Below are 26088 nucleotides of genomic sequence, written 5' to 3'. Positions count from 1 at the left end.
ATGACGTTTCCAATCATTCCTCAAAACCTCTCGATTTCCGCAATGCGCAGTTCTGGCTACCGAGATACCGCCCACGCTTTAGCTGAGCTGATCGACAATTCCGTTCAGTCCGGAGTGGAGATGGGAAAAAACACGGAAGTCGAATTAATATGTATCGATGAAACAGCGCCTGGTGGCCGCCGTAGGCTTTCTCGCCTTGCAGTATTTGACAATGCGGCCGGCATGGATCCAGAACTACTGCGCAAAGCGCTCCAGTTCGGCAATGGAACGCGACTAGACCCAAAACACCAAAAGGGAATTGGAAAGTTCGGGATGGGACTACCTAATTCTTCTATTTCACAATGTAAGCGGGTTGATGTTTGGAGCTGGCAGAAAGGAATTGCGCACCATGTGTATCTTGATGTTGGTAGCATCCAACGAGGACAGATGACAGAAGTTCCCAATCCAGTTGTCTCGGCGATTCCCGCGGAATGGCTTTCCCTAATAGCAGGAGAAGTCGGCGCGCAAGGCACCCTAGTTGTCTGGAGTGAGCTCGATCGTGTTAGCTGGAAACAGAGTAATACGCTGCTAAGGCATACCGAATTTATAGCAGGCCGCGTGTATCGCCACTTTATTAACAACAAGTCAGTGCGAATCAGGTTTGCGGCTTACGAACTCAAGGCTTCACAATATATCTCTCTTTTTGAGAGCTACGTTAGGCCTAATGATCCACTATATTTGATGACTGGAACGAACGCCCCCGCTCCTTTCGATCAAAAACCAGCTTTCGATCCCTTCGGAGAGCCCCTAGTGATCTCGGTTGGCCACAACAATGAGGAGCATTTGGTGACGATTCGCGCTTCTATCTGCAAACCTGAAGCGAGAAAGGAGGGAGGAACTAAACCTATTGGACAGCACGCTCAAAAAAATCAGGGCATCTCGGTTGTCCGATCTGGTCGTGAGTTAGAAATGAATCACAGCTTCTTGAACTCGTACGACTCCAGGGAGAGATGGTGGGGTATTGAGGTCGAGTTTGAGCCCGGGTTAGATGATGTTTTCGGCGTAAGTAACAACAAACAAGCAGCCACAGCTTTTCTGCGCCTAAGCTTCGAGGAGGATGCTGCCGCTGAAGGGCTTACGGCCCGTGAATATCGAGATACACTTGAACTAGATCGCGATCCACGATTACCCATGTACCAGATTAGCCGTGAGATTGAAAAACTCTTGACTCAAATGCGCGGACATGTGGCGAAGATGCGTGAAGGCGATCGACTTCAAAGCCAAAGAGAGCGCCCAGAAAATAAAGCTGAAAAGGCTGCCACTGACTCCGTAACTCGTAGGAGAGACCGAGTTGGCGATACTGGGCGAAGTGATAAGGCCGAAGAGTCCCCAGAAGCCGATCGCACCAGGGATCTTACTAACGACATAATTCATGACGGCGTGGATGACAAAACAGCACATACGATCGCTGTGGACTACGTGAGCAAAAAAATAAAGTTTCGTTTTAAGCACGCAGATATTTCGGGCCAAATGTTCTTTGATGTTTCAACAGCTGGCGGATTGATTCTCGTCACTCTCAACACTAGACATCCAGTTCATGCCCGTCTGTTTGAAGTGCTTAAAACTGATGACCACCATGACCTACAATACGCAAAAAACCTACTCTCATTGATTGCTGCTTGGGCTAGGATGGAAGACGAAGCACCAAGCGATAAAATGCGCCTTGCCGTAGAAGAGCTCAGACTTAGTTGGGGTCGCATGGCTATGGATTTCTTTGAGGTGGAGGACTGATCAGTGGGAGGACGTGAAGCTATACGGGGCTTTTCCATACAAACGCTTGTTTGCTTGCTCGATTCTCTGCAAACGCAAAACAACCACTGGATCGCCGTCACAATCGAGCCAGATTCGGACAACGATAAGGTAGATATCTTATGGGAGTTCTCGGAAGGATTCCGAAGAGTTCAGCAAGTGAAGTCGTCTCAAAACCAAATTGGTCGAGCGGATGTTTCTAATTGGTGTTCAGAACTAAAAGCCTCAGGCAAAGCAGATAGTTATCAGCTCATTCTAGCGGGTCCAATAGCCGCATCAGTTCTACAAGACGCTCCTTTTGACGGTGTCGAAGTACCAATTCCCTCTTCCTTAGATACGCTCGCCCTCATTGACCAGGCCATTACGAAAGTTGACCGTTATCTCTTAGGAAAGCGCATAAGCTCTCTACCCCTTGCGATACGAGAATCATTAATCCATATTATTTCATCCCGGCTTCTGGAAGGTGCTGTACACGGAAAACGGCTTACACGAAAAGAATTTGACGGATGGATTTTGCATTGGATCACCGCTGCTTATCCAGAAGCTATCGAACAACGTCTTAGCGCAAACTGCGAGTCGTTGTGGAGTTCTATTGAATTCGTAAGCCCTAACGAACTTTCAAAAAGAGCTTTTGAGCTTATCATGCCGATTACGATGATCAACGGCGGCCTAACAACGGCAGTTGTGGAATGGTTTTTATTACGAGTTTCCTCCCTCAATCACGAGATGAGATATCGTCCCACGTTAATTTTGACCAGTGATTCCACGGACGTAAAGGTTCGACGCCTGACAGCTAGGCCGTTCGGCGAATTCGCTATAGCGCCTCAATCTGCTGTCTGTAAGAACTTACTATTTGTACATATTGATCGAGCTGGATACCAGACAGGGCAATGGCCAGAGGGAAAATATGATATCGAAATGCATGTGAAGTATGCTGGGCTGAATGCTCTTCAGTCTTTAAAAAAAGCAGCTATCTCCATCGGAACTACTGAAACTTCCGTATTAGGAACAACAAAGACGGCTCACATGAGTCTGTCGAGCTTAGAAGACTACCTAGAGATGCTCTAGTGTAAAATCCACGAAAATAACGCGTAGTCCGATCGCTTCGTTCTCGGATTCTTGTAATCTGAAGAGCTCAGCCCCTTACGGAGCGAATCGGCGCTTCAGCGCAGTCCGACACCGTGGGGCGGGGTAAACCACGGTGTTGTGCTCGTAGCTAGGCTCTATTTGTGACAGACATTACAACCCCCATCAGCTTCATCGATACCATATATATCGTCGATGTCCATGTTCTCCTCCCACGGACGCAGTGGGTTTCTTGGGCGCCGCGCCTTGGTTCGCAGCTTACGCGCTTCATATTCTTTCCGGATCGCGGCAACACGCGTTGGCTTTTCTAAATCAGAAAGCGGCTCACCTTTGGTCCAAGTGAAGGGCGATCCATGATCCAACGCCGTCTTCTCCAACGCCTTGGCCTCTTCAAAAGCACCAGGATGACGCTCGCGCAATCGAACCCATTCAATCTTTTGCTGAAAGAAACAAAAGGTACAGCCGCTCCGACTACGCCACTCGTAATACTCGGGCAATCCAACACCGGATGACTCCAGGATCTCGATTACCCCGGGCTTATCCACTCCCTCTTCACGGAAGGGAAGAACCACTTTGAGACTCTCATGTTTGGACGCATATCCCTCACGGTAATCCTCGTCAGAGCGTATGGCAACGTAGGAAAAGACCTTCTCGCCTGCAGCCAGCATCGGACGAGTCCATTCCTCAAAGGGAGCGAGTTTCAATTGCCGGGTGCACCAACGCGTCTGGGCAGAAGGCAAGAAATTGTTGTACTCCTTCAGCCAAAATTCAAAATCTCTCCTTGGATTTAACCTCAAGATTGGCTTACCCAAGAAGCCTTCAAGCTTTCCAAGGAAATCCTGTACCTCTGGCAGCTCCTCTCCAGTATCCGTGAAGAAATACTCGATATCCAATTCAGGCCTTGTCTGGCGGATGTAAATCGCCAGAGCGGCACTATCACGGCCCCCCGAGAGGCCTAGGAGATGCCGTTCACGCATAATCTGACCCTTCGTTCACAAACGTTGACCCTGCTTGAGCAAGAGCAGCGAGCAGCAGATCGCCCTCAAGCCCAGCGCTCCGCAACATCTCAAGGACCTTAACTGCTGCACCTGAAACAGCCTCTTTGTCTCGGCCTGCAACCTCAAAGGTTTTACTGATTAGATTTGACGAACCGCCTGAGCCGATTACAACCGAGAAGGCCTCACGCCCCGGTGCTCTTCCAGTAACCGCGATTAACGCCTCAGCTTTCCTGAAAGCGAGCGATAGGTCTGCGACCGCAATCAAAGCAGCGTCCACATCCAAGTCGGTCCAATCACGCGGGGGCTTTCTAGCCACCAAACTCATAACGTTTTCCACCCCTTCAAGCGTTCCATCCCGTTCCTGCAGGCGCAGAGCAAAGCCCTCAAGGCGAAGATCCCCCGTCGCCTTAGATACGTGGTGGGCCCTCTCTCTGAGTTCAGGGTCATCGCCTTCCGATGCATCGATGGCGTCAGCCAGTCGGCTATCCATCTTCCTTAACAAAGTGGGAAAGGCCCCAATTACCTCCAAAAGGGCGCTTTCTAGATGCACGCCATCTCCAACCGAACCAGCATCAAAAACGCTTGGCAGGTCTACAAACAGCAACTTATGCGGATCAGATGCTTTAACTAAGAGATCACGGACAGTACGTCCCATACCCGAGAGTTGTTGGGTACGCCTAGTCCACAAAGGTTGGGTAAATAGGATCTTTACCAACGCTCTGGCAATTTCTAGAGGCGTTTCGGATGCGGCTTCAAAACCACATTTACGGAGTACAGCAGCGATAGTTTTAAGCTGCTCTGCTTTCTCAATATCCTCATCAACCCAACGAAGCGCAAAGCGGCTTGGGTCTTGAAGCATTTCGTCCACATCTACGTCTGTAAATTGCGGCTCAAAAACACCGTCTCGATAGATAGCAACCTTATCAGAGTGAGCGAGCATGAAAGCAATCGCGATTACGGGAAGCATCCCAAGCTTCATTCCATAGGGTGCTCCACCCCAAAGGCTGTAAAGCTCTCTCACCCCTACAGTGCCGACGATCTGGCTCGAAAATTTCTTGAGAGCAGCGGCCCACAGTGGATGGAAGTCTCTTTTGTCGCTTGATTTAGGCGCCTGGAAGCCCCAGATGCCTTGGTTATCCAATCGATGGAGATTTGTTGAGGAAAGCAGAGTTTCGTATAGGCCCCTTTCGGCAGGATATCCCTCGATGCCCAAACACTCCTCATTAGTGTTTTGAACCATACGATGAAGCAGATCACGGCGCGCTTTAACGCTATTGCTCGACAATGCATCCCTATTGACGAGCTCACTCCACACTTTGGGCGCAGAGCTGAATGTTCGATCAGCCACATCCGAGGCAAGTGAGGACAGGCTGTCTGGCTTCACGAACCCCCCCTCATATAGCCATTTCGCACGCGTCACCGCTTCCCTCAACGCCTCCTCAAGCGCTCCCTTGACAGAAGATAGTCGAGCAGCTACTTCGCGCCTAGCTACAGAGTCCCCCTCCAACTCAGGGCTGTTTTCATAAACCAGACGCAGCGACATTAACTCGGCGCCAAGATCGCCTATGAGCTCATGATTAGGCGGAATGCCGAAGAATAGCGTGCTCTTAGCTTTGTTCTCCAGCCCGTTCAACGTCTTGGCTACATCCTCGACTGTTGATGAGCGCTCAGGCAGCACCAGCGCTAGCCGACCAAACTCCCCACTCTCGGGTTCGTATGTTTTCGACAATCGCTCGGCCTCTTGCACAGAGTGCATAGTCACACCAAGCCACCGGAAGGTCCCTGTGGAATGGTAGTGGCGCTTGGCGATGATCGGATTCAAACTCGCCATCGCCGTCAACGCTTTTGTGTCCGCCTCTACGAAGGTGGCACGAGCCTTCGACACTTCCTGATCAATATCGAAGTCGCTTCCTTCAAATATGGTCCAGGCTCCAAGATGCGCTCGATAAAGCGCTACACGCCAAATTGCCAAGCGCTCCATAGCCAGCGTTATGTCGGATTTCGAGTAGCCCGGCAAAACCGTGTGCAGCACCGCCTCATCAGCAACAAGCCCTGAAGCACCACGAAACATATCGATTAGCGCGAGCGTCTTAGCCAGCGAAATTTCTGTTTCGGTAGCCCCTTTGGCTGCCGCGCGTTCAACTGCCTCAACAGCTTGCGCCCAACGGTGTCCGTCGGGAGAAGCCAAGATCGCTTGCTCAAGATTCGCTCTAAGATAATCCCAAAAGAGGTCAGGTCCATAAAAGGATTTCCGATCCCAGCTCGAAAGGAAGTCTTGGAAGCCATGAGGCTCAAGCGATGTTAAAAAACCAAACACGCTTCGCTCATTTTGCCCAAACTGACGTCGTGAGGCAGGTCCAAGCAATGCTGCTGTCACAGGGTGAAGTGGCCAGCACTTATCAAGAAGAACTCCCATCCCACGGCCAACTGCCGGGCGGCGGCCAGATATGGCAGATCCAATTGTGTCGCTCATGCCGACTGTGTCTGGATGAGCTATGTCACATTGGATGGCCCTTCCGATTAGCTCGACCACCTCATCACCGGTTGCGACGAAAGAGACATCTGTGAACCGTCCTTGCACCTTAGCCCACTCGTCCCTTGCTTCAATGCCGAGCCGGGACGCGTATTGTCGGAATGCTTGATGGAGAATCCCTACAACAACCAGTTTTCCTCGGCTGCGAGCCGCAACCTCCGCAAGATCTTGGAAAAAGTGAACATCGTCACCGCCAGCGGCCGATGCTTCGAGTAGCTTCCCCATCTCATCGACTACCAGAAGTACGCCAGCACGACCATCTGCTTCGGCTTCACGAACTAGTGCGCCTATCAAGACATCAGAGTTGCCAACTAACTCGTCTCGCCCAGAGGCCTTACTCAGCGACTTGGAAAGTTCTGCGAGGATGCTGCTGCGACGCCCCACTACAGGTATGACAAGCCAACTGCCATCATCAGTGCTGAACGCCTCTTTAAAAGACGGAACCTCACCAACGAAGCGTTCCGACCTTTCGCGTAATGACGCATCGTCGGCGATCGCAGCGGCAAGGACTAAAGCCAGAGATGACTTACCGCCTCCATAAGGACCTGTCCAAGTAAAAGCGCGCTGACTGCTGCCAATAATTTGGCGCGTCATAATAGAGAGCGCTGCACGAGCAGTCTCGGTCAGCACATAACCATCCAATGCATCATGCCGTCCAAGGTCTGCGTCAATACGAACTGATCGTCGATAGTGCCGTTCGATTTTCACTGGCATAGCATCGAGCAACGAATCAGATTCAGCGGACATAGGATTCTCTCAACAATTTGGCCATTATCAATTCACAATCAAAATCGCCGCGATACACCTGACGCAGACCTGAGGTATCAGACCAACGCAGCTTCCCCTCAGTAAGCTCGCTCAGCGTGAAAAGGCGTTCTGCCACAGACTCCTCATCGAGTTTGAATACCCGCCCTGGAGACCCCGGCGCGTAGGCTGCGGTTTCAAACGTGAGAGAGGATTCACCCGCCCTGTGCCGCTGCCAAAAGTCTAGAAGCGCCCATGCGAAAAAAGCGTCGGTAAGCGTTGACTTGGGTCCACGCCGGAAGGAAAAAACACCCTTTCGCTCCTCTTGGAGCAACCCGAGCTCAGCAAGCATGGGCTCAGCGGCCTCTTCAATCGAAGAGGTGTTAGATCTTGGGGCGTATCCGCGCAGACATGTGTCTAAATCGCGACTGAGCGTGGCGCTGGAGAGTTTTCTTCCACCGGAGATGGCTTGAGCAAACTTGGTGAGCGTTGGCAGCGCTTCGTCTCGACTAAATGATTGTGAGGTGAAGACATTGAAAAGCCAGTACCACGTGGTTGAACGGCTCCCACGACCGGCCAAGCACCAATGCGCATACCATGCAGTGGAGGGGCTCTCGGAGAATGGATCCAACCCTTCATCCAGGAAGATTTCTCTGCCCGTCGGGCTGAGTTGGAAACTTCGTCGAGACTCGTCCTCAACCAAGACATCGCACGCTAGAGCCCAATGCTTGATAGCCGCGACCATATTCCGACCCACGCCGAACACTGCGATTGCTTTCTCGTCGGTGAACGTGGTCTTGGGCACGAGCCCATTTGCATCTGCGGTTTCAACTGCTTTCTTAAGCCACATCTGACGAAGCGGGAACGTCTCATGCCCAGAAAAATGGGCGTCTATCTTGCCATCGTGCATCGAAGTCATTGGCCCCATCCCAAAACTGATAACCCTTTTTCAATACCGGAGGTCCAGCCTGGTGGACTCATCCAGTTGTCCGGGGAGATAAGGGCGCATTGTATCTGGCCGATACTCCGATGTCTCTTCAAAAGCCTGTGCCAATTGTCACGCTCAAGGCCTCGTAGCTGAAGAAACGCACCCTAAAGACTTGATCCGTTGCGAGTTGAGGAGGATCTGCGGGCACATGAAGCAAGTACCGAGGAGGTCAACAATGCTGAGCTCGAGGGTGCTGAGGAGGGCGGCTGTGCCGAACAGCATCAAGACTGTACGCATGTACAGTTAAGCGCTTTTTGCGCATCCGGTCAATGTCGCGCAGATGCACTGGCAAGCCTGAATTAGGTAGTACTTAGAGCGGTTGAGCTAGTAGTTCCGGACAACATCGTAGCTATAGATCTCATCCGGCAACTGTTGGCTTTTGCGCTCAAAGCGATAGCCTTGGAACGGCGTCACAGCCTTGAAAGATCTCTTCAACTTCATCGCAGGCGGCATTGAGGACTTTATTCGGTTCTGAACTGAGTAAGGTCTTGGGCGCTTTTCCTCCCAGACAGTTGTTACTGCATGCGAACCAGCAAGCCATCAAGATGCCGAGAGCTTCAACCTATGCCTCTACCGCGACGGAGGAGTATTGGCCATCAAGGTCGATGGTCAGACTAGTGGTAATCTTTGCGCCAGGTGCTCTGTCATTGCTCTGTGTGATCGGCAGACCTTGACTCCATCATTGGACATTTCGTCTCCTCTCCTTTCTGGATGTCGCGGACCTGCTTGAGCATCGAAAGCGAGAAACTGATCAGAAGATTCCGTGCTCAAGGCGGAAAAGAGTATCCATGACCAAGGTGAATTCGTGGACGTCGTGCATCAGCGCGCAGGGCTGCAGCTTATCTTGGCTACGGATGCGGCTCTCAAACCATTTGCGGGCGCTTGCTGGTGACCTCAAAACCACAGTGGCCCGGGAGAGAACCAGCGCTCGAGCTGATGTGAAGCAGCGGTGTTCAATGCTCAAGCAGCCCATGGCTGCGGGTGCAGCCGGCCCCAATATTTGAAAGCTGGCGGCCACATTACCGCCATCTGGGCAAGGGTTGGGTTGCAGCGCGGTAGAGCCAGACACAGCCGGTGGAGCATTCGGGTAAGAAGCATCATGGATTGTAAAGTCGCAGAAAAAAGGATCAAGAAGAGGCCAGGTCGAAAGTGATGGATGCAGTGCTTTCGGACTGCCAGAGAGCTTTGAAACTTCATCCTGCCTGATCGCTTCGCATCGTCCAGCCAGTCTTACAGCTTCTGCCGTGGGGTAATGACGCAGCAGCTGCCTCGCTTGCTCGCGCACGTAATCGGGCAAGGTTTTATCTCGGGAAATCGTCGCCAGAAATCCGCCCGTTTCAATTACGCTGCGAGTCCGCTCATAGGCAGTGGTCATAGCGCATGCTCGCCACTCGGTAGCAGGGCGCATAGCTTCTTGAAGACTTCAGTCGCTTTCCCAATCAGCATGAGCTCATTCTGCGCGCCGGCGCTGACATCCTCCGTGTTGACGTGAATCACCGTCGCACCGTACGACAGGGCAATCCTGGGGATGTCAGCTGCGGGCGTAACGATTCCAGATGTACCCACGGAGATCAGAACATCGCAGTTCTTCACCAAGGTAATTGCTGACTTCCAAACGTCTGAAGGCAAGTCCTCGCCGTACCAAACTACGCCAGGGCGTAACTTCCCGTTGCACCTGACGCACCGTGGCGGTTCGACTTCGCCACCGATAAGAGACGTCGTCTGCGAAGGAGGTATTTCTGCCGGTCGATGGCACGCAAAGCACTTTGGCGTAGAAAGGCTCCCATGGAGATGCAGTACATCCACAGATCCCGCTCGCTCATGCAAATCATCAATGTTTTGAGTGATCACGGAGACGCTATACCCCGATTTGGCCAGTCGGCTCACCGCAAGATGTGCAGCATTAGGAGCGGCTTTAGAGACCTGTTGGCGCCGCCACAGGTACCATCCCCATACCAAAGGAGGATTTTCACGAAAGGCCTTGGCTGTTTCCATATTACGCGGATCGTATGAAGCCCAGATACCGGTCAATGGATCGCCGTACGTGGGGATGCCACTTTCAGCAGAGATTCCCGCCCCCGTGAAGACGACAATCTCGGGGGCGCCCGACAGGGCCTTCGCGGCGTTTCTAAATTCAGGCACAGAATATACTCAGTACTGAGCCGGTAAGGTCAGGCGAATCTGGCGAACATCATTGACTATTCGCCCTAAGAACTGGTACCGGCTTCAGGTAAAGGGGAGCGTACATCTGATGAGTTGTGGACTTAGGGGCTGGCTCCGACATTCTGGGCTGATGATTTTCTAGCCGCTTTTTGGAGAACCATACCCGTGATGTTTTCTTCCTGCGAAGGTCTAGATCCCCCATTTTGTAAACGCCTTGCGAGGTGCGATACACCACTGCACTTTCCTCAGTTGCGACACCTTGAAAACAAGTGATTCGATCTAGATCCTCGAGGCTCCATTTGCCTGAGCGGCTGATCGCTGGTGGACAAAGCATTTGGACTTGGCTGATCTCCACATTCGAGGCGGCAGTAACGTAGTGCTGAAGCTCATACGCGCAACTGACCATTGCAGCGCGATCACACATCCCAGTCTGAGTGGAGGTGATAGTCAAGAGAAAAACCATGCCCTCCAACTCACAGTGTGTCCTGGTGAAGACAGTCCGTTCTGCAGGGTCAAGTACGTATATCAATTGCTAAACCACTCCCAATTCAGTCGGCACCGCCCGTATACCCTTCGTGGAAAAACAATGGGTAGCGCCGCACATCGGTGATACGAAAACTCATGCCATCCAGACGCTTGGCGTAAGCATCCCGCAATTCACGAGTCGTGAATCGGGTACGCCCTTCCTCCTGAAGCAGCTCATACAGACGCCTGTCAAAGATGGAACGAGGCTGATTTCATTGAGGTACCAAAGGAGTGGATTTCCCAAAATACGGATTATAGTCCGTGGCTCGTGTGTCCGCAAACGCAGGATAGTCCCGCCTCAAGTGGAATTGAGACGGTCATGGACAAGTTGGCGAAAGCGTTAGGGAGACGCATCCGAACGCAGAGGAAAGCCTGCCAGATTTCTCAGGATGCACTGGCGCTGGCCTGCAATATCGACCGCAGCTATATGGGCCGGATTGAGCGTGGCGAAGTAAATATTACCGTCGAGAAGCTTTATCGCATCGCAAGTGTGCTTGCATGCGCCCCATCAGGCCTACTGCCTGAGGTGTCAGAGCTGCATCCCGCCTGATCGGCCATGGCTCTCATGAAGGCTTGAGATTACTAGTGCTGCTAGCTCCTCCCGACGGAAGCTTCGTCCGGCGCTTGTCTTATGATGCTGCCGGGGAAGCCGGTTCTATCAATGATGCAGCTGAACCTGGCGCGACTGGTTTTGACGCTCAGCTAGCTCCAGCTCTCTCACGCGCGCCCATAGCTGAAGGTTCTGCGTAAGCACTCGATTACGCTGCGAACTGACCATCGCCAACTCTTTTTCTAAAAGCACAACCTTATCGTGCAAACGTTTAATGCTTTTACCATTTGAAGAGTCACGCCCCTTGTTAACCCCAGAACGACAAGCTTCGATCTTAGCGAGTATTGGCAAATGTGCTTTGCGAGACTTTTTCAGGTAACCACGATCAAATCCAGCTTCCAGGCTGACTACGCTGGCAGTGAGTTTCGACAGGTCTAAACTAACATGCTCGGGCACAACAGGATTTCCAGCCAGGAGGCGCTGCAAAGCTTCCTCGCAAGCGCCCAACCCGTTACCTTTTCCGTCACCAGACTTCATCGTTAAACCTCCACTGAGTCAATCAGGCGAGCTTTGAAGGCAGTTAAACGCTCAATATCGCCCTTCACAATTTGATATTCGCCCGAGCCTTCTGCGTAACTGCACAACTCATCCGTCGCATCCTCAATCGCCGCATTGAGCTTATCGGGCTTGATGATCGCCCCCTCGCAAGACAGGCATTCCGAGTAGTCACCGAGCAAGAATGAGTCGCAGCGACCCGCCTTGGTACACCCACCGAGCAGTGTCGGACGGTTGCTAATTGCACCGCTTTTAACCCGTTGCTCGGTGTCAGCGCGCACATCTTCAATCCGAATCTCACCCGACTGGAACCGCTCTTTCTGTTTCTCCATGTACGAACCGGTGCCGCCGAACAACGGTTCCTCATCAAACAAAAGATCGGCAATCAACTGGTTCGCCACCGACATGGGCATGGCCATCTGATACTCGAAGGCGAAGTGATTGCTTGGCAGGACGAAGTCTTTTTTCTCGTCGTCGTAGTAGCCAAAAACGGTGCGCAGGTTATCGTAGTGATTCCCGTAATAGCGCGCCATTTCATTCGTCATGTGCTTGAACTGCGCCCGCAGCGTCGGTAACGAAAGAAAGCCGCTACTGCTGCCATAGAATGCCAGCGATCGACGAAACTGATGACTGGTCAGCGGCCAGGGCTGGCCGACAGCAAACGCTGGCTCATTGTAAAAGTCGCGAGAAGGATCGCTCTGTGCAAGTTCCTGTAAGTCCTCTGCCTGGATCGACAGCCCGTGCAAAGCGCTTCCTTCTGTCGTTCTACTCGAAAAACTTGTCACTCCAACCTCGGCACTGCACCGCGAATAACCTACTATGGAAGGATTGAGAAACAGCGGGCAGCAGGCATCCAGCTCGATTTTGTAGAGTTTGGCGAGTCCGCGACAAATGGCCTGGGCGACTTCGACGGCCTTGACGACTGCCCCCGGCGCGAACCATACGCCGTCTTTCTTGTAGCCGGTGAACTTCGTGGTGGTCGAGAGCACGCTTACTGACTGCGGCTTATCACGTTCAATGCCCCGTTCGTCGACGGTCTTCGGCCTGACGACTTGATCGGATAAACAGCGATACGGCATTCGCATCACCTCCTGATCGCGCATGCCGGTATAGAGGTGGATCACCGTTTTCACCACATACTGCATCTTGATCAAGATCCGTTGCAGGTTTCTCTTACGAGAACACTCAAACTCACCGGCAAACACTGAACTCAGAGAGTGATTCTTGATCGCTTGCCCCATTTCGGGCCGCCAGTGTGCCTTGCCACCGAGCCCCCTACATTTCTGATCGAGATGGTTAATGCCGTAATGCTCATCGGCAAAGCAGACTATAAAGGATTCGAAACGCCCAACACCTGCATAAAGCTGATCGAGCAAGTCGCCAGTAAGATTGATGAGATTTAAATAGATTCGCGTCGGAATGACGGGATGCTGCTTGGAGTCGGGCCGTTCGCGGTCAAAGCTGGCGGGATTTAGCGAGATATAACCCAGCCGTGCTTCGCCAACCCTGGCCAAGCTTTGCAAAATCCCAGCAAGAACCTTTTTATCGAAGGTACTTTGGCTAATAAAAGCCGCCAGATAAACTGACACAGTAAAGAGCTGCTGTAAGGACAGCACGCCAACCATGGGTTTCTGTTTCTGCTCATTACAGAACTGCATAGCGAGGCGCAACACCATCCAATACTGGTTCAATGTGCTCACACTCAACTTACCAAGTCGCCCGCCACCGGCAAAATAGATCAAACAATACAGCAGATGTTTGGCTTCTTCGATCAGCGCCTGCTCCGATTGCTCGTTTACGTCGAACACTGTATCAAACCGGATTCTGTTAATTTTTTTTGCACTGAGCCGGTATGGGTTAAAGTCCCACGCAGAATCACCGTATACCGCGCTGGCGTTGCCGCGCTCATCGCGACAAAGAACAAAATTGGGTGCTGGCTTGCCATAAAGTTGCGGCGCCTTATCTGGCTCACCAGCAGGTGGAAACTGACCGCTGGAAAAGAGACTGCCGATTGACTCAACAACGGTGTTCAAAATACCACCCCCATCTTCTCATACCGGCTCAACCGATTTTCCCAGAAAGGAGTGAGCTCACCGTATTCAAACACTTTGACCTTGACCGTTTCGACTAACTGCTTAACCATATCCGAACGTTCTCCAAGCGCCTCAAGGATGAACTCGATACGGATCGACAATTCTTTGTAGAGCGCTTCAGCATGGGCCGCATCGGGCGCTGCTTTACGCACAGCATTGATCACGTACTGCAAGCTCACAACCTTGTGCAAGTCTTCTTCATCGCTATGACAGGTATAGTGCTCACAATACAAGCAGCCATATTGGCTGCGGCAGTTCGGCTCGATTGGAGCATTGCCAAAATCGCGCACTGGGAGCGGATGATTGAACCCATCACAGTGCCCTGCTCCCGTTGCGATCTCGCCTGCTGCGGGCCTCTGGCTGCGCTCACGCACAACTTGGGCAGCATGATGAATGGCCTTCCAGAACTGTCCGAGCTCAGCTTCCTTCTGCTCAGGCGTAGCCTCCGAATAAGTTGAAAGATTGACCGCTACGCTGTGATTCAACGTTGCCGCTACCATGGACGGCGACACGCCAGCGGTGTGCATCCCAAGGCTCTTGTACTTGCGCATCTTGCGCGGCGACAGTTTTGGCACCTTGGGGTCAAGGAAGGTGCCGCTGATGCTTGCAAAGAAGCTAGACAGCGCTCCGGATATTTTAATATCTGAAAACTCGTGAGTGGTGCTTGCTAGTTCGCCACTCGCAGGCATCGAAAAGAACAGCCGCTCATGCGACAGACCATTCAGAATCCACTCACGGAGTTTCAGGTACTCCTTGAGCAGCGGCAAACCCGAGTCCCGCCCGATATTGTAGAGGGTTGCTTTTCCGCCCGCCCGGAATTTCACAGCCGACAACTCTTTCTTAATTGGAGACTTCTCAACTTCGAGCGCGTCTGCATAGCTAAATTGCTGAAACTCGGCCGGCGTGGCACCTGTGATCATCACAAAAAGGCTCGCATAGGCCTTTGCGGCCAGACCCGCCAGATGAAGCCGGTACCTGTAGCGCTCATCTTCGTTGGCAGCATCCAAAGTCGCCTTTGCTTTTAATAGCGCGCGCTCTACTACGGACTTAACGGGTCGCTTTCGCCCCATTTTTTCAGCAACTGCCCGGAACTCTTCGAGCGTAGCAATCCGTCGCTCGGCGGCATTATATAAAGGCAGCGATTGCTTAAATGGACCAACACCGCCCTTATTCGATGGAAACACCACCACTTCATAATCGCTGACAGTCACAACTAAGGGATAAGGCTGGTTGTTCAGGACGAAAGCGCTGCATTGCTGGGCAATCGCCAAACAGACGTCCCGGTACGCATCAACATGAGCGGCGCTGGCTGCCTCAGAGCCACTTCTGGAAGTGATCGTGACCGCGCCCGCGAGAATATGGTAGCTATCCTCTGGATAAAGCAGTTCCATAAGTTTGGAAATAAACACCTGACTATTTCTTGCCGTGAGGGGTTTCCATACCTTATGGGCTATTTGATAATTCAGGTGCGCAGTATAGTCTCGATAGGCTTGCTGGGCTTGCCCTGCATTGGCAAACACTTCCCTGTAGCCGTGCATATTCAGCCAGTCGATAAAATATTCGACAGTTTTCAATCGCGTTAACACAGTCATGTCACGCTGACCGACAAAGAACTCCAGCAGTCTCACAATCAATTCACGGCGGCTTTCAACAAAAGACTCAATCACCACCGGCGTACCGCGATCATCAAATACGCTGCCATTCTTTCCACGAATGACATACGCAAAACTGCCAATATCAAAAGGCTTCTTCCTCACGTTCGGAGACAGCTGCAAACGCAAATTCTCAGGCTCGGCAAACTCCTTAGTGACTTCACTCAGCGTAATAATCCGCGTATCGGCACGATGCTCGAATTGCTGACGACTATCCATCGTGCGCCTCCACCTTCAGCACCGCGTAGCCACCATTGAACAACTTGCCCTCCCATATCTCTTGGGCAATGACCTTTTCGTGAGTCATCATGAACAATTTTAGGTAGTTCTCTGTCGTTTCCCTGGACTCGTGGTGCATGCGCTTCTGAATAAAGTCGATGTCTTCGCCCGGCTTCATCGTTCCTTCCTTAACCAATACCCGTAAGCGCTGATAGAGCTGATAGCCAAAGGTCGCTCGCAGCCAGTGATATGAGAAGTTTTTCGGGAATAGACTAGAAGCTTTTTGGATCAACTTGCGCTTAATTGTTTCCGTTACCTGTCCTGTCTGCGGCGACTTCACAATCGTATAGCGCGGATCGCTTTCGGCCATGTAATAGCAGTTGCCTTGGTCGGAGAGAAACAAATACATATCGTCCTCGACCACCGACAGGCCGGGACGACTAGCCTCTAACTGAGCACTGAACTTCTCCCGCCGTTTTTTCATCATCGGGCTTTTGGAAAGCGTGACCAGCTCTTCGGCAAGTTGCTTCGGAACGTACAGGACGTGCGGTTTGTCGTATTTCGTATCAATGCCTGTGCCGGGACCGGCATGTAATTTATAGTCCCCCCCAGGCTGCAGCTTGTTCTCTGTAAAGCCCTTCAAATGCTTCAAGCGCATGGTCAGAACGGTTTGCTTGCGGGCGCCCGTCATTAACGCGGTCATCAGGATTAATCGCTCAACCGCAGACCATTCTTTTTCATTGCGAATGGCGGCAAGAAACGCACCCAACTCACGATTGGAAAGCGGCCTAAGATCCTCGCCGTCTTCCCGTACGAACCCTAACGGCACTGAACTGACCGGCGTCGTACGCAGCGTTTGACTGCGTTTTTCTGCATCTACGACCCTGACGCCTTTAGAACCCTGCACGATAAAACGCACCTGTTTGATCGTATCGACACGTTTCATGTCGAGGTTGCGCCAATGCTCGGAAACGTATTTGTAAAAGTGATAAACAGCAGCGGTATATTGATTGATCACCTGATTACTGCGATGGCCCTCGTTAATCAGGTGATAGAAGTATTTGTAGGTAGGGCGATGCGGAGGTCGAGCACCGGAAAAGTCTTCCCAATCTAGATTTTTATCCTCACAAAACAGGAGGTAATCAAGTAGTTTGCTTGCACGACGCCGAACATCATCAGTGCGCCGATTTAGTGGAGACCTGTCACGCATGAGACTGAGCAAATAATCGTTCGCTTCGTGCCAAGGATCGCCATTCGCATGAAAGAGAAACGGGAAGTTGAACAAATCCCGATCATGCCCGCCGCCGACTTCATCGAGTTGGGAAACGACTCTGGAGGCATCCCCATCAAGCCCCAAGGTGGCCGAACCTTTTGGGGCGTCATGGACATATAGACTGGCGAAGGCGTCACGCAGATGCGAGATAAGAATCAGTCGGCCTTGGTGAAGCGGATTAATATAGGACATGGCTACCTCCCCATCTCAGAAGGTAGTCAAGCCTATATGTTACGCAATTTCAAATTATTCCTTATCTGTCAACCTACTCTTGTTAAGCGATTCAACCCATGGGTCCAACTTATGGAATAGCTTCGGATACCGCCCCTTCAGATCCTTCTTCACCTCGGCATAGGTGCTGCGCCAGAAATTGGCCAGATCCTGCGTCACCTGCACCGGCCGCCGTGCTGGCGACAGCAGGTGCAACTTGACCACCTGTCGCCCGCCGGCAATTCGCGGCGTATCGGCGAGCCCGAACAACTCTTGCAAACGCACCGCGAGAATCGGCGGAAACTCGCTGTAATCCAGGCGAATCGACGACCCCGACGGCACACTCAGATGATGCGGCGCCAGCTCATCGAGCTTTTGCGGCAACGGCCACGGCAGCAGATTACGGACGATGCTCGACAGATCCAGATTGGCAAAATGACTGAGTCGCGAGACCTTGCCCAGATAAGGCATCAGCCAGTCTTCAAGGGTATCGAGCAACGTCGCATCGCTGACATCCGGCCACTGACTGTCATCCTGACTGTTCAATTCCAACTGCCGCAACAGCGCCACGCGCGCCTGCCACTGGCGCAGCTCCGGCGTCCACGGCAACAACTCCAGCCCTTTGCGTCGCACCAGATTGACCAGCGCCTGACTGCGCGCATTTTCATCAAGACCGGTCAACGGTTCACGGCTGAGAATCAGCTCGCCGACCTTGCGCTGGCGCTCGGCGCGCAATACGCCTTCGCGTTCGTCCCAGTCGAGTTGATCAACGTTGCGCACCTGTTCGGCGAGCACCGAATCGAACAGCGCCGGATCGAAATCCGCCGCCAGATAAATCCGTTCTTCGCGCTGACCCTGACGGCTGCCGAGGTCGGCGATGACGATCCACGGCTCTTTCATCAGGCTGTCGGCTTCGGCGAACAGCGCCGCGCGACCGTTGGCCAGGCGATATTCGGCACCACCGGCACGCCGCTGTTGCGCGACACGATCCGGGTAGGCCAGCGCCAGCAAGGCGCCGAGCCAGCGCGGATGATCAGGATCGCTGACCGGCTCGCTCGCCTTGCCGCGCAGGTAACCGCGATATTGCCGCGCCAGTTGCTTGGCCCGTTGCACCCCGCCCTGCGCACCACGAGCCGCGCGCCCTTCGCCGGAAAGCAGCGCCAATCGACTGTGCAAATCCGCCCCGGCACCGCGCAAGATATCGCGCTCGCCCAGCAGCGCAGCAACATCGCAGGCCATGTGCGCCAGACCCAACGCCTGCCCGCGCAGGAGCAAATGCCCGATGCGCGGATGCGCTGGCAACTCAGCCATGGCCTGACCGTGGGAAGTCAGCGCCTCACCTTCCAGCGCGCCGAGCCGCTGCAACAACTCCTGCGCCTGGGCATAAGCGGCCGCCGGCGGAACATCCAGCCAGACCAGTTCGCCCGGCGTCACACCCCAGCGCCCCAGTTGCAACGCAAGACTGGCGAGATCCGCCGACAGAATTTCCGCACTGCCGTAAGCGGCGAGTTGCTCGTGCTGATCCTGCGACCACAAGCGATAACAAACGCCCGGTTCCAGACGCCCTGCCCGACCTGCGCGCTGCGTAGCACTGGCCTTGGAAATGCGCTGGGTATCGAGGCGCGTCATGCCGCTGCCGGGATCGAAACGCGGCACCCGCGCCAGCCCGGCATCGATGACTACGCGCACGCCGTCGATGGTCAAACTGGTCTCGGCAATGTTGGTCGCCAGCACCACTTTGCGCTGGCCGGTCGGCGCCGGGTCGATGGCGGCACGCTGGGCGTTGAGGTCCAGTTCGCCGTGCAATGGACACAGCAACACATCACTGCGCTCACCGATGGCGTCGGCCAGTTGTTGATGGACGCGACGGATTTCCGCCTGCCCCGGCAGGAACACCAACAGGCTGCCACTTTCATCGTGCAGCGCTTCGAGCACGGTTTGCGTGACGCGCTGATCGATGTATTCGCCAGGCTGAAACGGCCGGCCCCAGCGCATCGTCACCGGGTACATGCGCCCTTCGCTGCGCAGGATTGGTGCATCATCCAGCAGCCCGGCCAGACGTTCGCCTTCCAGCGTGGCGGACATCAGCAAAATCTTCAGCGGCTGTTCAGCTCGGAATAGCTCGCGACCGTTCAGACTTAACGCCAGCGCCAGATCGGCGTCGAGGCTCCGTTCGTGGAATTCGTCGAAAATCAGCAGGCCCACGCCTTCCAGCGCCGGGTCATCCTGCAAGCGGCGGGTGAGAATGCCTTCGGTGACCACTTCGATACGTGTGTTGGGGCCGACCTTGCTGTCGAGACGAATGCGATAACCGACGGTTTCACCGACCTTCTCGCCCAACTCACTGGCGAGACGTTCGGCGGCTGCACGCGCGGCGAGACGGCGCGGCTCAAGCATCAGAATGGTCTGCCCGGCCAGCCACGCTTCATTGAGCAAGGCCAACGGCACACGGGTGGTTTTACCGGCGCCGGGCGGTGCTTCGAGCACGGCTTCGTGGCGTGTTGCGAGGGCTTCACGCAGGGCGGGTAAAACGTCATCGATTGGCAAAGAAATCATGCTGGCTCCAAAACAGAGGCGCGAGTATAACGGCGAACTGCCAGGCGTTCGTCAGGGTCTTAACTTCACAAGACGAAGCTTCGTTATCAGATGACTCAGGAGATTTTTCCATGCGCTTACCTTTTCGCCTGATCGGCGGTGTACTGGTCGCCACCCTGCTCACGCAGATCACCGCGTGCGGTTCGATTTTCTACCCGGACCGGCGCGGTCAAATCGACGGCAAGATCGACCCGGCGATTGCCGTGCTCGATGCCGTGGGCCTGCTGTTCTACGTGATTCCCGGGCTGATCGCGTTTGCCGTCGACTTCGCCACCGGCGCGATCTATTTCGAACCGGGCCACACGGCGCAGATCGACCCGGCCAAACTCAAACAAGCCATCGGCCCGGACGGTCAGGTCGATAATCACAAGTTGCAGGCTATTCTCGAAAGCGAGTTGGGCCGAGACTTCCCTCTCGACGATCCGCGCCTGATTCAACACAAGGGCAGCACTCAACAACTGGCGATGTTCGGCCTGCAACCCGCCGCTTAAAAAGGACGTTCAATGACATCCAGCCCCGAACACGCCCGCCTGCTCAGGCTGGCAACCCGCGCCTCGGTAGCGGTGGCGTGCACACTGATCATCGCCAAAGCCATCGCCTGGTGGCTCAGCGGTTCGGTGAGCATGCTCGCCGGCCTCACCGACTCGGCGCTGGATGGTGTTACTTCGATGCTCAATCTGCTGGCGGTGCATTACGCGCTGCGCCCGGCCGATGACGATCACCGCTATGGTCACGGCAAGGCAGAATCGCTGGCGGGCATGGCGCAGGCGCTGTTCATTGGCGGCAGTGCAGTGTTGATCGCGTTTCAGGCCTATGAACGCATCCAGCAGCCGGAACCGCTTGGCGCGCCATGGATCAGCATTGGCGTGATCATTTTCTCATTGCTGCTGACCGTGGCCTTGCTGATGCTGCAGCATCGAGTGATCAAGCAGACCGGTTCCAACGCCGTGCGTGCCGACTCACTGCATTACCGATCCGATCTGTTACTCAACGGCAGTATTCTGCTGGCGCTGGTGTTGGCCGGGTTCGGCTGGCATCAACTGGATGCCTGGTTCGGACTCGGCATTGCCGCCTACATTCTGTGGAGTGCGATCCAGATCGCCCGGGAAAGTTTTTCGGTGCTGATGGATGAGGAGCTGCCAACGGATGTCAGTCAGCACATGCTCGAACTGGCCTGCAGTGTGCCGGGGGTGTTGGGCGCGCATGACCTGCGCACGCGGATCTCCGGTAACCACTGGTTTGTGCAGTTGCACCTGGAATTGCCGGGGGAATTGACCTTGTCAGTGGCGCACGGCATCAGCGACCAAGCCGCCGATGCCATTCACAAGGCCTACCCGCGAGCCGAAGTGCTGGTGCACGCCGACCCGATAAAAGCAGCTACAAGCCGCGAGCCGCAAGCTTCAAGCTTGTAGCTCGCCGCTGCTCTTACTGGACCTGATAACCGCGACTGCTCAGGCAATTGCCCTGCGCCTGGCGGTACGCCTGCACCACTTCAGGCGCAGGCTGGTAGGTTGCGGTGCACGGGTCGAAACCGCTTTGCTGCACCGCGTACTGATAGCACTGGTAACCGTCCTGCTGTACTTGCTCCGGTGACTGGCCGTTGGCCGGATAGGCTTCGACGTCATAGCCCTGGGATTGCGGCTGCGGCTGCACCGGCGGTTCGACGACCACGTAATCCTGCGTCGCTTCCTGATAGGCGTAGTAGGCACCGGCGGCGAGGAACAACAGCGAACCGCCGATCCAGACTTCACGGGCGTAGTCCGGCAAATACTGGATGCGAATCCCGCGTGGTGGCTGCACGACGATGTAGCGCGGACCTTGCGGGCGATACCAATAGCCGCCGGAATAGAAGTAATCCTGACCGCGATACGGTACGCGGTAGTCACGATCCGGGAAGCGATCGATCACATGCCCCGGCCGATATTGCGGGCCTGGGCCCCAACCGTTGCCGTGCCCGTCCGGGCGTCCCGGCCAGCGATTGTCGTTGGGCCGATTGTTGGTCTGCCATTGCTGGTTGTGATAACCGTTTTGCGGACGCTCGTCGCGGTAGTAGCCCTGACGGGGTTCCTGAGTCTGACGCACTGCATCGGGCCGTGGCTGGATCGGCAGGCTATTGGCCGGCAATTGTGGCGGCGGTGGCGGCTGGCGTACCGGGTTGGGGTTGTAAGCCGGACGACTCTGATCGTGGTTTTGCCACTGACCATTGTTGTTGTGCGGCTGACCGTTGTGTTCGAACTGGCGGCTGTTGTCGCCACGAATGATTTCGTTGTTCTGCGGACGCGGCTGATTGTTGCCGCCATGGCCCTGATTATTGCCCTGATGGTCCTGGCCGTGGCCACCGCCATCCGGTCCACGATTCTGCGGTTCATCGGCAAGTGTCTGCACACTGACACTGACACACAACAAACCAACACCGGCCAGACGCCAGATGTGCGAATTCATGCTCTTCCTCACTGCGGGGGCCTGTAAATGCAAGACAACTTGTAACTAAGACTGGGAAGATCCACCTCCAGTTCTGCAACAGGTTATCAGTCACGCAACTTATTTATTGAGCGTCCGGCATGAAATCGCAGGCAAGAAAAAAGGGAGACCCGTCGGCCTCCCTTCTAGAGAACTTCGTCCTGGCTCGACGCTTTTGACGTCGGCTCACCTCACGCCGTCTTCTGGACAGTGTGCAGCTCGGGGGCCGGCACAACCCCGGTGGGGGTGGCGACCGCGGCTGGCCTGATAGGGCGGGCCGCTGTGGACTGTGTTACCGAGCAGTGATTCTGGTGATAAGAATAGGCCTGAGGCCGCGACAGATGATTGCGAAGATTGCTGAAATAAACACCACTTGCGCAATTTTTAACCCTGGATAGATAATCTGCCGCAATAGTTACAACCAAGGACAGATTGATGAGCAAACTCGACCGTTACGACCTGAGTATTTTGGCGGAATTGCAGCGCGACGCCCGCATCTCCAACCAGGAGCTGGCCGAGCGCATCGGTCTGTCGCCCTCCCCTTGCTCGCGCCGGGTCAAGCAACTGGAAGACGACGGGTATATTTCGCGTCAGGTGGCATTGCTCGATCGCAAAATGCTTGGGTTGAGCCTGACGGCTTATGTGCTGATCGGCATGGACCGGCATACACCGGAGCGTTTCGAGAACTTCGAGGCAGCGATTCGCACGTTGCCGCAGGTGTTGGAGTGCAGTCTGGTGACCGGTGTGGATGCGGATTACCAGTTGAAGGTGGTGGTGCCGGATATGGATCACTATCAGAAGCTGTTGCTGGGGCATTTGACCCGGATTGAAGGCGTGACCAGTGTGCGCTCAAGCTTCGTACTGAATCAGGTGCTCAACAGCACTGAACTGCCCTTGACCCACCTGCGCAACTGATCAAAAGCCCCTCACCCCAGCCCTCTCCCGGAGGGAGAGGGGGCCGACCGCAGGGTCTGACGCTATACATCGACCTGAAAGATCGAGTCGATTATGGATTCACACCCGCTGAAACAGGTCGGCGTAGTTCATCAGCATCCCCGGATCGGTCCCCTCTCCCTCTGGGAGAGGGTTAGGGTGAGGGCCAGTCGTCAGATCAGACCCAGATCAATGCCACCCCACACACCTTGGCGTATACTCGCCGCGCCCTTTTAGCCGCGCCCGTGCCGGAGAGTCCCAATGGATCCAGCAGTATTCGAAGAGTGGATGATGACTGGCCTGGTCAGCATCCTGATCATTTTCATGGGTTTCATCGTCTGGGATCTGGCGAAGAAGTCCAAGGCCGGGCGCTTTGGCTCGTTCATTCTGTTCTTCGTGCTGGGCCTGGGCGTGGCCGCGTTCATCATCAAGAGTGTGGTGATCGGCCTGATCGAATCCGGCGCTTTATAAGCGCGCAGGCACTTCCTTCCACTGGCCCTGATCGAGCCCTTCAAGCGTCCAGTCGCCAATCCTGACCCGCACCAGGCGCAACGTCGGCAACCCGACCGCCGCGGTCATGCGCCGCACCTGACGGTTGCGCCCTTCGCGAATCACCAATTCCAGCCATGAAGTCGGAATGGTCGCGCGAAAGCGCACCGGCGGGTTTCGCGGCCACAATTCCGGCTCATCCAATTGCCGCGCTTCGGCGGGCAAAGTCATGCCGTCATTCAAATCGACGCCATCACGCAGACGTTGCAACTGCTCGGCCGTCGGCACGCCTTCGACCTGCACCCAATAGGTCTTCGCCAGTTTGTGTTTCGGATCGGCGATACGCGCCTGCAACTGGCCGTCGTTGGTCAGCAACAACAAACCTTCACTGTCGCGATCCAGGCGTCCGGCCGGATAGATGCCCGGCACATCGATGAAATCCTTGAGCGTCGCCCGCCCTTCTCCGTCGCTGAATTGCGTCAGCACATCGAACGGTTTGTTGAACAGGATCAGCTTCGGCTCGGCCGGTGGTGCCTTGGCAACACGGCGTGGGGAAGAAGACTGCGGCTTCACGCCTGGGCGGCGGGAAGGGGGACGCGGGGGACGGGACATGGCGAAAAGAACATCTAACGGTCGGGGCTGACAATGCTAGTGCCCCGACCGCCAAATGACCACGACTAAGCGTTAACGGAACGGCGGTTCGTCGAAACTGCGCAGTTTGCGCGAGTGCAGCGAGTTGAGTTCGGTGCGCAGCAGATCCACCGCTTCGATGCCGATCTTCAAGTGCTGGCTGACCGCCCGCTCATAGAAGGCATTGGCCGAACCCGGCAGTTTGATTTCGCTGTGCAGCGGTTTATCCGAAACGCAAAGCAACGTGCCGTACGGCACCCGCAGACGATAACCCTGTGCGGCAATCGTGCCGCTTTCCATGTCTACCGCGACAGCACGGGACAGGTTGATCAACGGCCGCTCCTGCGCCCAACGCAATTCCCAGTTACGGTCGTCGTAGGTCAGTACGGTGCCGGTGCGCAGGCGTTTTTTCAGGTCATCGCCCTTCTCGCCGGTGACATTCGCCGCGGCTTGCTGCAACGCCATTTGCACTTCGGCCAGGGCCGGGATCGGAATGTTTGGCGGCACCACGCGATCGAGAATGCCGTCGCGACGCATGTAAGCGTGAGCCAGCACGTAGTCGCCGATGGTCTGCGACTGACGCAGGCCGCCGCAGTGGCCGATCATCAGCCAGCAATGCGGGCGCAGCACCGCCAAGTGGTCGGTGATGTTCTTGGCATTGGACGGGCCGACGCCGATGTTGACCAGCGTCACGCCGTGGCCATCGCTGGCGATCAGGTGATAGGCCGGCATCTGGTAGCGGTGCCAGACCACACCGGCAGCAATCGCCGAGGCTTCGCCATGATCCATGCCCTTCTCGATGATCACGTTGCCCGGCAAGACCATGCGCACGAAACGCGGGTCTTTGCGCAACTGCTCCAGGCCATGGACGATGAACTGGTCGACGTAGCGGTGATAGTTGGTCAGCAGAATCCACGGCTGCACATGGCGCCAGTCGCTGCCGGTGTAATGCACCAGACGGCGCAGCGAGAAATCCACGCGCGCCGCATCGAACAGCGCCAGCGGCAGCGGATCGGTGTTTTCCCAGTCGTAGAGGCCGTCGGCGATGCCATCGGTTGCGGCGGACAGATCGGTACTCGGGAACACCCGCGCCAGCACGGCAGCGGTGACACCGGAACCGGCCAGTTCATCGCCCTGCTCGACCACATACGGATACGGAATGTTTTGCTGGCTGACGCCGACTTCCACGGTCACGGTGAAGTCGTGCATCAACGGCGTCAGTTGTTCGAGCAGGTATTTGCGGAACGCCGCCGGGTGGGTGACGGTGACGCTGTACGTGCCCGGCAGTTGCACCTTGGCGTAAGCGCGGGTGGTCTGCGGGACTTCGCCCTGGCAGTGATAGGTCAGACGCAGTTCGGGATAACGAAACAGAGCACGCTGCGCAGCGTCGGGTTCGACGCGATCCTTGAGGTAACGCTTGAGCGCCGAGTTCAGCGCAGTGGTGGCCCGCTCATGCAGCTCGGCCAGACGGTCCACGGCTTGTTCGGCGGTTTGAACGACAATAAACGCTTCGGTCACGATCAGCTTCCTGTGTTCTGACTTGCAGAGCTTCATCTTGCCTGCATCGTGGCGTCACGGGAACAGTGGCGTTGTAGCTACAGCCA

General features: G+C 55.0%; 21 protein-coding genes. 7 read left to right on the top strand and 14 right to left on the bottom strand.

Annotated elements, in window-relative coordinates; translation table 11 throughout:
• Complete coding sequence (locus M9827_RS25215; RefSeq protein ID WP_250607841.1) at positions 1–1770, top strand: ATP-binding protein; 1770 nt, start codon at positions 1–3, stop codon at positions 1768–1770.
• A gap of 3 nt (positions 1771–1773) precedes the next feature.
• The gene (locus tag M9827_RS25210; RefSeq protein WP_250607839.1) at positions 1774–2856 is read left to right on the top strand and encodes a hypothetical protein; all 1083 of its coding nucleotides are present in this window, start codon (positions 1774–1776) and stop codon (positions 2854–2856) included.
• Positions 2857–3011: 155 nt separating this feature from the next.
• On the opposite strand, the gene M9827_RS25205 is transcribed toward M9827_RS25210, so the two are convergent.
• From M9827_RS25205 to M9827_RS27860, 6 genes are all read right to left on the bottom strand, one after another.
• Entirely contained in the window at positions 3012–3851 is an 840-nt protein-coding gene (locus tag M9827_RS25205; RefSeq protein ID WP_250607836.1) for a phosphoadenosine phosphosulfate reductase domain-containing protein, read from the bottom strand.
• A complete protein-coding gene (locus M9827_RS25200) occupies positions 3844–7152 on the bottom strand; it encodes an ATP-binding protein (RefSeq protein WP_250607834.1) in 3309 nt (1102 codons plus the stop codon). The genes M9827_RS25205 and M9827_RS25200 overlap by 8 nt, the downstream gene beginning before the upstream one ends.
• A complete protein-coding gene (locus tag M9827_RS25195; protein ID WP_250607831.1) occupies positions 7142–8068 on the bottom strand; it encodes a DUF4007 family protein in 927 nt (308 codons plus the stop codon). The genes M9827_RS25200 and M9827_RS25195 overlap by 11 nt, the downstream gene beginning before the upstream one ends.
• 820 nt (positions 8069–8888) lie before the next feature.
• On the bottom strand, positions 8889–9512 hold the full coding sequence (locus tag M9827_RS25190; RefSeq protein ID WP_250607828.1) for a BPSL0761 family protein: 624 nt from the start codon (positions 9510–9512) through the stop codon (positions 8889–8891).
• A complete protein-coding gene (locus M9827_RS25185; protein ID WP_250607826.1) occupies positions 9509–10279 on the bottom strand; it encodes an SIR2 family NAD-dependent protein deacylase in 771 nt (256 codons plus the stop codon). The genes M9827_RS25190 and M9827_RS25185 overlap by 4 nt, the downstream gene beginning before the upstream one ends.
• Before the next feature lie 49 nt (positions 10280–10328).
• Complete coding sequence (locus M9827_RS27860) at positions 10329–10763, bottom strand: hypothetical protein (protein WP_350310010.1); 435 nt, start codon at positions 10761–10763, stop codon at positions 10329–10331.
• A gap of 381 nt (positions 10764–11144) precedes the next feature.
• On the opposite strand from M9827_RS27860, the gene M9827_RS25180 reads away from it, so the two are divergent.
• Positions 11145–11375, top strand: a complete 231-nt coding sequence (locus M9827_RS25180; protein ID WP_250607824.1) for a helix-turn-helix domain-containing protein — start codon at positions 11145–11147, stop codon at positions 11373–11375.
• A gap of 108 nt (positions 11376–11483) precedes the next feature.
• Here M9827_RS25180 and M9827_RS25175 read toward each other — a convergent pair whose 3' ends face one another.
• The 5 genes from M9827_RS25175 to hrpB are packed head-to-tail and all read right to left on the bottom strand — an operon-like array spanning position 11484 to position 19933.
• Positions 11484–11912: a hypothetical protein gene (locus tag M9827_RS25175; protein WP_250607821.1), complete on the bottom strand. Its 429-nt coding sequence runs from the start codon at positions 11910–11912 to the stop codon at positions 11484–11486.
• Positions 11913–11914: 2 nt separating this feature from the next.
• On the bottom strand, positions 11915–13963 hold the full coding sequence (locus M9827_RS25170) for an integrase (protein WP_250607818.1): 2049 nt from the start codon (positions 13961–13963) through the stop codon (positions 11915–11917).
• Positions 13960–15894, bottom strand: coding sequence for a hypothetical protein (locus M9827_RS25165; RefSeq protein WP_250607816.1), 1935 nt, complete (start codon positions 15892–15894; stop codon positions 13960–13962). The genes M9827_RS25170 and M9827_RS25165 overlap by 4 nt, the downstream gene beginning before the upstream one ends.
• Entirely contained in the window at positions 15887–17359 is a 1473-nt protein-coding gene (locus M9827_RS25160) for a site-specific integrase (RefSeq protein ID WP_250607814.1), read from the bottom strand. Before M9827_RS25160 ends, M9827_RS25165 begins: the two co-directional genes overlap by 8 nt.
• A gap of 54 nt (positions 17360–17413) precedes the next feature.
• Positions 17414–19933 carry an ATP-dependent helicase HrpB gene (hrpB, locus tag M9827_RS25155; protein WP_250607812.1) on the bottom strand — a complete coding sequence of 840 codons (2520 nt, stop codon included), beginning with the start codon at positions 19931–19933 and terminating at the stop codon, positions 17414–17416.
• Between the two features lie 110 nt (positions 19934–20043).
• On the opposite strand from hrpB, the gene pmcY reads away from it, so the two are divergent.
• Positions 20044–20463, top strand: coding sequence for a periplasmic Zn2+ metallochaperone PmcY (pmcY, locus tag M9827_RS25150; protein WP_007909665.1), 420 nt, complete (start codon positions 20044–20046; stop codon positions 20461–20463).
• A 12-nt stretch (positions 20464–20475) separates the two neighbouring features.
• Positions 20476–21384 carry a cation diffusion facilitator family transporter gene (locus M9827_RS25145; RefSeq protein WP_250607810.1) on the top strand — a complete coding sequence of 303 codons (909 nt, stop codon included), beginning with the start codon at positions 20476–20478 and terminating at the stop codon, positions 21382–21384.
• A gap of 13 nt (positions 21385–21397) precedes the next feature.
• Here M9827_RS25145 and M9827_RS25140 read toward each other — a convergent pair whose 3' ends face one another.
• Complete coding sequence (locus M9827_RS25140; RefSeq protein ID WP_250607808.1) at positions 21398–22414, bottom strand: DUF6515 family protein; 1017 nt, start codon at positions 22412–22414, stop codon at positions 21398–21400.
• Positions 22415–22867: 453 nt separating this feature from the next.
• Here M9827_RS25140 and M9827_RS25135 point away from each other — a divergent pair, with 453 nt between their 5' ends.
• The gene (locus tag M9827_RS25135; protein WP_008081091.1) at positions 22868–23347 is read left to right on the top strand and encodes an Lrp/AsnC family transcriptional regulator; all 480 of its coding nucleotides are present in this window, start codon (positions 22868–22870) and stop codon (positions 23345–23347) included.
• A 279-nt stretch (positions 23348–23626) separates the two neighbouring features.
• The gene (locus M9827_RS25130; protein WP_003228500.1) at positions 23627–23836 is read left to right on the top strand and encodes a DUF2788 domain-containing protein; all 210 of its coding nucleotides are present in this window, start codon (positions 23627–23629) and stop codon (positions 23834–23836) included.
• Here the strand turns inward: M9827_RS25130 and M9827_RS25125 are convergent.
• Positions 23831–24466, bottom strand: a complete 636-nt coding sequence (locus tag M9827_RS25125; RefSeq protein WP_250607805.1) for a pseudouridine synthase — start codon at positions 24464–24466, stop codon at positions 23831–23833. The genes M9827_RS25130 and M9827_RS25125 overlap by 6 nt on opposite strands.
• A 72-nt stretch (positions 24467–24538) precedes the next feature.
• Positions 24539–26038 carry an AMP nucleosidase gene (gene amn, locus M9827_RS25120; protein WP_250607803.1) on the bottom strand — a complete coding sequence of 500 codons (1500 nt, stop codon included), beginning with the start codon at positions 26036–26038 and terminating at the stop codon, positions 24539–24541.
• Positions 26039–26088 lie beyond the last annotated feature (50 nt).

The sequence above is a fragment of the Pseudomonas sp. AKS31 genome, assembly GCF_023634765.1.
In the GTDB taxonomy this organism is placed as follows: Bacteria; Pseudomonadota; Gammaproteobacteria; order Pseudomonadales; family Pseudomonadaceae; genus Aquipseudomonas.
Note: the sequence above shows the minus strand (reverse complement) of the source record. Positions and strands in the feature narration are given on the sequence as shown.